5 protein-coding genes and 1 pseudogene are annotated in these 6,363 nt (G+C 72.0%); all 6 read right to left on the reverse strand.

Annotated elements, in window-relative coordinates:
- Window positions 1-298, reverse strand: a 298-nt coding sequence (locus UWG_RS29705; RefSeq protein ID WP_033196036.1) for an aldehyde dehydrogenase family protein, incomplete at its 3' end; no start/stop codon positions are given.
- Window positions 295-1,305 carry an agmatinase gene (speB, locus tag UWG_RS0108360; protein ID WP_016906749.1) on the reverse strand — a complete coding sequence of 337 codons (1,011 nt, stop codon included), beginning with the start codon at window positions 1,303-1,305 and terminating at the stop codon, window positions 295-297. The genes UWG_RS29705 and speB, both read right to left, overlap by 4 nt.
- On the reverse strand, window positions 1,302-1,655 hold the full coding sequence (locus UWG_RS0108365) for a cupin domain-containing protein (protein ID WP_016906750.1): 354 nt from the start codon (window positions 1,653-1,655) through the stop codon (window positions 1,302-1,304). The genes speB and UWG_RS0108365 overlap by 4 nt, the downstream gene beginning before the upstream one ends.
- Complete coding sequence (locus tag UWG_RS0108370) at window positions 1,652-3,292, reverse strand: N,N-dimethylformamidase beta subunit family domain-containing protein (RefSeq protein ID WP_016906751.1); 1,641 nt, start codon at window positions 3,290-3,292, stop codon at window positions 1,652-1,654. Before UWG_RS0108370 ends, UWG_RS0108365 begins: the two co-directional genes overlap by 4 nt.
- Before the next feature lie 46 nt (window positions 3,293-3,338).
- The gene (locus UWG_RS33945) at window positions 3,339-5,840 is read right to left on the reverse strand and encodes a CehA/McbA family metallohydrolase (protein WP_016906752.1); all 2,502 of its coding nucleotides are present in this window, start codon (window positions 5,838-5,840) and stop codon (window positions 3,339-3,341) included.
- A gap of 5 nt (window positions 5,841-5,845) precedes the next feature.
- Window positions 5,846-6,363: pseudogene (locus tag UWG_RS0108380) on the reverse strand (amino acid transporter); the annotation flags it as partial.

The following is a 6,363-nucleotide window of genomic DNA, read 5'->3' on the forward strand; positions in this document are numbered from 1 at the left end:
CGTGCTCCGCGTAGTAGGCGTAGATCGCGGAGCTGAACTCCACCTCCTCGACGGCCTCCCGGAGCGGCTTGCCCATCTCGCGCACGATGGCGGCCGCGAGTTCGTCCCTGCGCTCGTCGTGCAGCTCCGCCACCCGGCCGACGAGCGCCGCGCGCTCGGCCGCGCCGGTGGAGCGGGCCCACTCTCTGCCCGCGGTGACCGCGTCGGCCAGAGCCGACTCGATCTGCGTGCCGGTGGCTGTCGGGTACTCGCGCACGACCGTGCCGGACGCCGGGTCGGTGACCGCGTATCTGCTCATGCGTGGGGTCCCTCCTTGTCGAGCAGGTCTGTCCGCCGGCGCAGCGCCAGCAGCGTCACCAGGTCGTAGGCGACGTGGGAGGCCGCGATGCCCGTGAGTTCGGCGTGGTCGTACGGCGGCGAGACCTCCACGACGTCGGCCCCGACGAGGTCGAGTCCGCGCAGCCCGCGCAGGATCTCCAGCAGCTCGCGGCTGGTCATGCCGCCGGCTTCGGGCGTGCCCGTCCCCGGCGCGTGAGCGGGGTCGAGGACGTCGATGTCGACCGAGACGTAGAGCGGCCTCCCGCCGACCCGCTCGCGAATCCGCTGGACGACCTCGGCGACGCCCTGGTGGAAGACGTCGGCCGAGGTGAGGATGCCGAAGCCGAAGCGCCGGTCGTCCTCGAGGTCCTTCTTGCCGTACAGAGGGCCCCGGGTGCCGACGTGGCAGAGCGCCTCGGTGTCGAGGACGCCTTCCTCGACGGCGCGGCGGAACGGCGTGCCGTGGGTGTACTCGGCCCCGAAGTAGGTGTCCCACGTGTCGAGATGGGCGTCGAAGTGGACGAGCGCCACCGGACCGTGGCGCTCCGCCGCGGCCCGCAGCAGCGGCAGCGCGATCGTGTGGTCGCCCCCGACGGTGAGCAGCCGCGCGCCGTCGGCGGTCAGTTCGGCCGCCCCCGCCTGCACCGTCTCCAGGGCCGCGCCGATGTCGAACGGGTTCACCGCCAGGTCGCCCCCGTCCACCACCTGTGCCAGCCGGAACGGGGACGCGTCCAGCGCGGGGTGGTAGGGGCGCAGGAGCCGTGAGGACTCCCGTACGTGGGACGGGCCGAACCGCGCGCCGGGACGGTAGGAGACACCGGTGTCGAACGGCACGCCGGCCACGACCACGTCGGCTCGCGGCACCTCGTCCCTCCGGGGTAGCCGTGCGAACGTGGCGGGCCCGGCGAAACGGGGAGTCCGGGAGCTGTCGAGCGGTCCGACGAAGGGGTCGGTCCTGCCTTCGGCGGAGCTGCTGTCCCGGCTCATCGCATCGCCACGAAGTACTTGACCGACGGCTCGACCGTCTCCCAGGTGCCGCGGAATCCGCGCGGCACGACGAACGCCTCGCCCGCCCCGAACTCGCGGCGCCCTCCGGCTGCGTCGATCACCGCCACCCGGCCGCTGACGAGCACGCAGAACTCCGTGTACGGCCAGGAGTCGAACGAGACCCGGCCGGGCTCTCCCTCCCACAGGCCGCCCAGCGAGTCCTCGGCCAGTTCGACGGCCCGGTACTCGGTCTCCGACCATCCGTCGCCGACGTGGTCGTAGTCGGCCGGGTCCGGCACGACGGCACGCCCGGTGTCGCGGTCGACGGTCTTTATCGCGTCGATGTTCATCGGTTCTCCCCGGCTGAGAAGCGGTCCAGGACGTTGCGGACGATGCGGTCGACGAACGGGTCCCCGACCTCCAGCGCGTGCGGCCACTCCGTCGAGCCGCCGTTGAAGACCTCGCCGGCGCCGCGGGTGAACGCGGCGATCATTCCGGCGCCGCGCATCTGGTTCTCGTGCACGTAGTCGGGCAGGTCGTCGCCGAGTTCGGCGTTGTAGGCGTAGACCTCGGCTTCGGGGCCCCCGATGGGGTGCTGCCCGAAGAACCGGTCCTCCTCGCCCTTGGCGGCCGGGCACATCGCGAGGATCTGCAGGTCCTCGGGGGCGCCGTCCTCGAAGGTGGGGTACGGCAGACCACGGCGGAACGTGTACTCGACGGAGTCGACCTCGAAGGCGGCGAGGAAGGCCGGGTCCCCGCCGAGCAGGTCGCCGTAGTAGAGGTCGGTGCCGTCGAGGGCCCAGTGCTCGGTCCTGTACACGGTGAAGCCGCCCGAGGATCTCGGTACGGCGGCGCCGTACCGGTTGTAGATGCCGCCGAGGCCGTTGAGGCCGGTCGTGGTGGCGCCCGGGCGGCCCACGCTCTTGGCCTCCCAGTTGGTGGTGGCCAGGTGGGGCGCGGCCGCCGCCTCCGGGTCGAGCGAGGGCAGCCGGTAGCAGAACTGGGTGGTGCTGTCCTCGTCGAGCCTCACCTGCCACTGGAAGTTTCCGGCGAACCTGGCGAATCCGCCGCCGCGCTCGACGAACGCGTCGACGACGTCCCGCATCTGCCACGTCCAGTACTCGTCGTGGCCGACGACCACCGCGCACGTGTAGTCGTCGAGCACGGACGGGTCCTCGTGCAGGTCGATCTGCGTGAGGTAGTCGAGCCGGTAGCCCGCCTGCTCCGCCCAGACGGCGAAGGGACGTTCGTACGTCGCCCAGAACGCGTCGGCGTGGTGGCGGCTGTAGCCGTTGAGCCGCGCCCACTCGTAGGAGTCGTAGCGCGGCACCCAGCCGATGCCGGGCGTGTACGGGTGGTACTCGCGGGGTGCGCCGACCGGCTTGCGCAGCATGCCGCGGGCGACGGGCCGCTGCGTCGACGAGAGCGGGGAGCCCGAGTCGTTGCGCGGATCGTCGCCTATGCCGCGGTAGTGGTTCGCGCCGCCCCAGTCGTTGTAGGCGCTGAGCGTGCCGGTGGTGAGGACGAGCGCGATCCTGTTGCGCCGTGCGGAGGTGCCCCGGACGACGAAGAAGTGCTCGCGCTCCCAGACGCCGTGCGGCATCGGGTTGCGCACCACGACGAGGTAGAAGCCCGATTCCAGGTCCTCCGGCACCTGCCAGCCGTGGGTGACCTCCCAGCCGCAGCCCGAGGCGTAGGCGTCCTGCGGTGTCTCCTGCCGCGGCGCGGTGAGACCGCGCTCGCGGTGGACGGTGCGGGGTTCGGCGCCGTCGCGGATGATCTCCAGCTCGAATTCGTCGGCCGTGGAGGAGACGTGGAAGTCGACCCGCTCGCCCGGCGCGTACGAGTACCGGCTGGTGTAGAGCCAGGTCTCCGGGGTCCGCGGGTCGGTGAAAGGCCGCTCGGAGGGCCATCCCTTCGGTGACCAGGCGAACGGTGGGGCGGGCGTGTTGGTCAACGCGCTCATGGCGTCGGGGTTCAGTGTCATTGCTGCTCTGGTCTCCGGGGTGCGGGAGGCGGTTCGTCGGGGGCGGTCACTGGTCGAAGCGGGCGCGCAGGGCGGCGCTCGCCTCGTCGAAGGGGCGGGTGAGGTAGGCGAGGTGATCCGGTTCGCCGTGGCGGTGGCGCACGGTGCCGGCCCATCGGGTGCGGGCGTGCTCGGTGATGTGGCGCCGGGCGGCGTCGACCATGGCGAGCATGGTGGTCACGACCTCGGGGTCGTGGCGCTCGTAGTCCGGCTGCGAGGAGACGTAGATCGGGGAGGTGTGCGCGAAGACCGGCCGGTTCCAGGTGTCGGCGTGCCGCGGGCCGGCGTCGGCCGCGCCGAAGCACCGCGCAGCGAACCAGTCGGAGCCGGTCACCTCCCACGTGAGGTCCAGCCGGTGAGTGGAAGCTTCCGGATCGACGTACTCGGTCCTGACCACCTCCCCGTTGCGGATCAGCTCGATCCGCTCGACGGAGAAGATCGTCTCCAGCTCGACGCCGACAGCGACGGACTCGCGGCCGGTCAGCAGAGATCCGGGCGGCTGCCCGTCGACGTGCAGCCACAGCAGCGGACCGCTCGAGACCATGGTGTCGCCGCGCCTGATCCCCGCGCACCACGCCTCGTACTCGGCGCCGCCGGCGTCCGCCGCCGCGTAGGTCCGCACGAGGCCGACAGGAACCTCGCTGGTCATCTTGTCGGTGCCGCCGACGAGCGGGACTCGGAAGCCGGCGTTGAGGTAGCGGTAGTACTCGGTGATGTTGTAGTCGTCGTAGGCGATCGTCTCGACGGCGTCGAGACGGCCGGTGGCCAGCAGCGCGGCGGTCTCGCCGTAGGGCACGGGGAAGTGGGCGAGGACCACCGTCCCGCCCTGCGCGTGGCACTCGTCCGCCCAGTGCGAGAGCGTCGTCGCGAGGCCCCCGCCCAGCTCGTCCTCTTCGGAGCCGCCGGTGGACCAGGGCATGATCGGCTCGCGCAGTCCCAGGAGATTGATGTGGCCGAGCATGTTCGTGCGGTTCTCCTGCCCCGCGTACACCACCGTTCCGTGGTCGTGCGAGACGTGCGGGTGCCCGGTGAACTCCTCGGTGTTGGTGAAGTGTTCGCCCCACTGCGCCAGCAGCAGGTTGGCCACCTGGAGGTCCTCGGCCCGCGCCTCCAGCTCCGCGCCCTGCGTCGACATGAAGTGCACGTGGGTGTCGCCGCTCGCGTAGCCGCGGGCCTGTGCGTCGAACCGGCGGACCAGCTCCAGCTCCAGCTCCGTCTGGTCCGGCGCGATCGTCACGGTCTCCCGGATCGGCTGGTACTCGAAGCCCCGGGCGACCTCCACCTGGACCTGTCCTGTCGGCAGCCAGCCCTCGCACGTACCGCCGATGGCGGCGTAGGTGTAGCTGCCGAGCCGGACGTCGCCCCCGATGTCGAGGTTCCAGGTGCCGCCGTCGGAGTTGATGTGGGCGTGGTGGCCGTAGGGGGCCAGCGGGATGCCGTCGGTGGTCTGGAACCGGATACGGCAGGCCACCGGGTTCCCGGCCTCGTCCCGCACGGTGGTTCTCACCCAGTTCTGGTCGGGCCCGGGCAGGCGGACGCTGCCCCGACCGAAGGTGAGGGCCCCGCGTTCGACGAGGTCGCCCCAGCGGAACGAGCCCTGTTCCCGGCCGCCGTCGCGGACGCTGACCGTGGCCGAGGGGGAGGCGGAGACCTTGGCGTAGCCCGTGCCCCACTCCTCGGGGCGGCTGCGGCCCCAGCCGCCGGGCAGCTCGGGGGCCGTCTCCACGTCCGGAGCGGTGCGGTAGACGTACGACGCCGTGCCCCGGTCGACTTCGAGTTCCAGCGACTCGGTGACGCCCCCGTCGCGCATCTCGATCAGCACCTCGCGGGCGACGGTCCGGGTGAACGGCTCCTCGTCGAGGTCGCTGAGGGTCACGGCGCCGAGGACGACGGACGCGCCGCCGGCCTCCACCACGATGCCGTCCAACTCCAGGTCGGTACGGGGGTTTTCCATCGCCCACAGGTAGAAGCGGTACGGCAGCACGTACGGCACACGCGACTGCGGGTCGTCGATGCCCACCAGGCGGGCTCCGGCCTCGTCGTACCGGCCGCAGGCGCGGTCCATGAGCACGTGCTCGGCGTCGTTGCGCGCGAGCAGCGGAGTCTGGCCCCAGTCGAGGGGGAGGGGGCGGCCGTCCCAACGGCGCGGCGTCGGACCGATCTCGAAGCGCTGCCGCAGCGTCCTCGTCACGCCGGTGCCGTCGCGGTACTCGAGCCGGTAGGTGCCCACGGGGGCGCCGACGCGGCCGCCCTCGAAGAGTTCGGGTTCGAGGAGCGCGTGGGCGAAGACGAGCCAGGTGGGCCGGCCGTCGGCGGCGATCCGGGCGGAGCCGCCGGGCGGGACGACGAGCACGGCGCGGTCCCTGTCGCTGCTGAACCGGAAGGGCAGGCCGTGCAGGACCCGGTCACCGAGTCGTACGTCGTCGGGGTCCTCGAAGATGTCGACCGCGGTGTCGGCGACGTCGCCGAGGTCCAGCGGGCGGTAGTCCGGGTTGTCCCGTGGGGACATGGTGATCATCCTTTCGGGGCGCCGGTGTCGGCGTCGCCGGTGTCGTCGTCCGAGGCTGCGTTCGTCGTACCCAACCGCTCGTAGACCCGCGGTGCCCGTGCGCGGAGATAGAGGGCGCGGGCCAGGCCCCCCGCCACCGAGGAGGCGGCGACCACGAACAGGACGGCGTTCACGACCGGCGTGCCTCCGGAGAAGAGGTCGAAGTGCACGACGACCAGGACGAAGATGCCCGCGAGGGCCAGAGCGGACAGCAGCGGGGCGACGAGGGTCCGCCACAGGCCGGCGTCGGGATGGTGGCGGCGCATGTGGACCACGACGGCCAGCGCACACATCGACCACAGGGCGATCATCCCGAGGAAGCCCAGCGCGCTGCCCCACAGGAGCAGACCGAGGTAGGGATCGACGTCGAGGGCGGCGCAGACCGCCAACACCACGGCCGCGAGGCCGCATTGGGCGACGCCGGCGACCCACGGCGACTTCGTCGCCGGGTGCGTCCGGCCGAAGACCGGCGGGACGAGCCGTT

Origin of the sequence: Streptomyces xiaopingdaonensis (assembly GCF_000262345.1) — a bacterium.
Taxonomy (GTDB): Bacteria; Actinomycetota; Actinomycetes; order Streptomycetales; family Streptomycetaceae; genus Streptomyces; species Streptomyces xiaopingdaonensis.